Genomic DNA, 2,859 nt, shown 5'->3' on the forward strand with positions numbered 1-2,859 from the left:
CCTGCGCAACGCGCACGTCGCGCCGGTGTCGCTCGCGGTGGCGCTCGGGCTGCTGTGGTTCACGCCGTCGAAGTGGACGCATTACTTCGGAGCGCTCGCGGGCATCGGAGCCGTCGCGTTGACGGTCTCCGCGGTGCTGCTGGTGGCCGCGCGGAACGAGCTGGTCGGGTTGTTCGGCAGCGTGCTGCTGGTGATCGGCGTCAGCGTCGCGTTCGCCGGCAAGAACGAGTGGTTCCTCTACGGCGATTTCGGTGTGCCGCACGAGGAAACGCCGTTCGCGCCGTTCAACAGCCCGCTGCTGTGGATCGGGCTCGCAGTGGTGCTGCTGATCTTCGGCAGGCGGCATTGGCGCGCCGCGCTTGGCCGAATGCCCGCGTGGCTCGGCGGGCTTGCCGTCGCGACCGGAGTGGCGGTGCTGCTCGCCTCGTTCGTCATCGCCCCCATCCGGCAAAGCGACGGCTACTCCGTCGGCGGGCAGAACATCGATGCCTTGACCGGCGACGACTGCGGCATCGTGGACGAGGTCGTGACCACCACCGACGTGCGCACGCTGGAACCTTCCGGCGGCACCGACGAATCCACCGGGTTCACCGAGCTCGGCGGCTACGCGAAGAACTCGCCGCCGCCGTCGGCGCCCGGTAGCGGCAGCGCCAAGAACCTCTGGGGCAGCCTCGACGGCGGCGCCGCCGGTACCGGTGAACTCACCACGCGCTGGTTCGGCCTGCCCGAGCTGCGGCAGAACCAGGAACTCACCGTCTCGGCGGCCGGTCGCACCGGCGACGGCAACCGGCTGGTGCTGGAGTTCGGCCGCGACGCCCAGCCGCTCGGGCAGCGGGTGCTGGACGACTCCGGCGACGACCGCGCCGCGCGGCGCACCTATCCCAGCGATCGCGTCGTGGAAGACACGCCGCAGGATCACCCGTCCTGGCGTGAGCTGTCCGTCCGCGACGTGCCGCCGGGGGCGAACACGGTGCGGATCAAGGCCGTCGACGCCACGGTCGACTCCGGCGGGTGGCTCGCCACCACTGGTCCGCGCGTGCGCGACATCGCGCCGCTGCGGGCTTCCCTCGGCCGCGGACCGACCTACGTCGACTGGTCGATGATCTGGGACGCGCCGTGCGTCCGACGCACCCCCCGCGTGTCGGGTGGGCTCGCGCAAGCACCGACGATGCTGCTCACCCCGCCCAAGGAATTGGGATTCGACGGCCAGGCGTCGTTCGTGCGCGAGATCGGCGGGGCCTTCGCGGGCATCCGGCAGGTCGGCCGGGAAACGACCATGGCGACCCGGTTGCTGGGGGCCGAGGACGAGCCGCTGCACCAGGATTGGGGAAGCCTGGTGCAAGTCGACTACCCGATGCGCCGCGACGCCTACGACACCGCGACCAGCTCGCAACGCCGCTGGGGCTGGGAAGGGGACCGGACCCCGCTGGGCTACCCGCCGGCCTGAGACGAATTCCGCCCAATCGGCGCACTGATCGGCTCCGAAATGCACATGTAGACATTTCACCGACCGTGGAGCGCCGCCATGCCGGAGTCCGACTGTCCGCCGCCCGCCCAGCGGGCGGCGATCCTGGTGATCGCCAAAGCCCCCGAACCGGGCAAGGCCAAAACCAGACTGGCGCCCGCGGCAGGCGCTGCGGCCGCCGCCGACATCGCCGCAGCCAGCCTGCTCGACACCCTCGAAGCCGCCGGTGACGTCGCAGGCGGGCGGACGTTCGTCGGGTGGACCGGCGACCTCGGCAACGCGGCGCGCGCCACCGATGTCGCAGAGGCCCTGGCAGGCGTGACGGTGTTCCAACAACGCGGCGACGGTCTCGGCGAACGGCTCGCCGCCGCGCACAGCGACGTCGCGGCCGCGTTGCCCGGAGCTCCGGTGCTCCAGATCGGCATGGACACCCCGCAGATCACCAGCGCCCTGCTCGAAGCGGCGCTGGCCCGCCTGGCGCGCGGTCCCGCGCAGCGCCTCCCGGACGCGGTGCTCGGACCCGCCGAGGACGGTGGCTGGTGGGGCCTCGGGCTGCGCGACCCGCGCCACGCCGACGCGCTGCGGAACGTACCCATGTCCCGGCCGGACACCGGCGAGCACACCCGCTCCGCGTTGCTCGGACGCGGACTTTCGGTGCTGTCGCTGCCCGCGCTCGCCGACGTGGACACGATCGACGACGCCCACCAGGTCGCCGCGCTCGCCCCGCGAACCCGCTTCGCCGCCGCACTGAGCGACGTGCCCGCGCCGGTCGGGGAGGCGCGTTGAGCGCCGCGTTCGACGCCGTCCTGCAGGGCCGCGCCAGCGTGTTGGAGCACGACAACGGCACCACCACCGAGCTGCAAGTGCGGCGCTGGTTCGCCGATCCCGACGACCTCGATGCCCGGTTGGTGCGGCGCTGCCGCGGCAGCACGCTGGACGTCGGCTGCGGACCGGGCCGGTTCGTCCGCGCGTTGGCGGTCCGCGATGTACCGGTGCTGGGGATCGACACCTCACCGGAGGCCGTGCGGCTCACCACCGGACACGGCTGCCGCGCAATGCTGGGCAGCGTTTTCGACGACGTGCCGGACGAAGGCGAGTGGCAGCACGTGCTGCTCGCCGACGGGAACATCGGCATCGGCGGGAATCCCGTCGAACTGCTCGGGCGGGTGCGGGCGCTGCTGCGCCCGGGCGGGACCGCGCTGATCGAGACCGGTTCTCCCGGAACCGGGCTGCGCACCGGCTCCGCACGACTGCACCGCGGTCCGTGGTTCCCGTGGGCCGAGCTCGACACCGACACGCTGCGCCGGTTGGGCGAGGCCGCCGGTTTCGCCCTGATCTGGACGGCGCAGGACCGCCACCGCTGGTTCGCCGAACTCTCCCGCGGCTGAGGAAAA

At 72.5% G+C, this 2,859-nt stretch carries 3 protein-coding genes; all 3 read left to right on the forward strand.

Going from position 1 to position 2,859, the window contains the following annotated elements:
- A partial coding sequence (locus IJH84_RS12830) for an arabinosyltransferase C-terminal domain-containing protein (RefSeq protein ID WP_295144486.1) occupies positions 1 to 1,447 on the forward strand: 1,447 nt, incomplete at its 5' end.
- A gap of 78 nt (positions 1,448 to 1,525) precedes the next feature.
- Complete coding sequence (locus tag IJH84_RS12835; protein ID WP_295144489.1) at positions 1,526 to 2,251, forward strand: DUF2064 domain-containing protein; 726 nt, start codon at positions 1,526 to 1,528, stop codon at positions 2,249 to 2,251.
- Complete coding sequence (locus IJH84_RS12840; RefSeq protein ID WP_233626937.1) at positions 2,248 to 2,853, forward strand: methyltransferase domain-containing protein; 606 nt, start codon at positions 2,248 to 2,250, stop codon at positions 2,851 to 2,853. Before IJH84_RS12835 ends, IJH84_RS12840 begins: the two co-directional genes overlap by 4 nt.
- The last annotated feature ends 6 nt before the right edge of the window (positions 2,854 to 2,859 follow it).

Source organism: Saccharopolyspora sp. (assembly GCF_017434145.1).
In the GTDB taxonomy this organism is placed as follows: Bacteria; Actinomycetota; Actinomycetes; order Mycobacteriales; family Pseudonocardiaceae; genus Saccharopolyspora_C; species Saccharopolyspora_C galaxeae.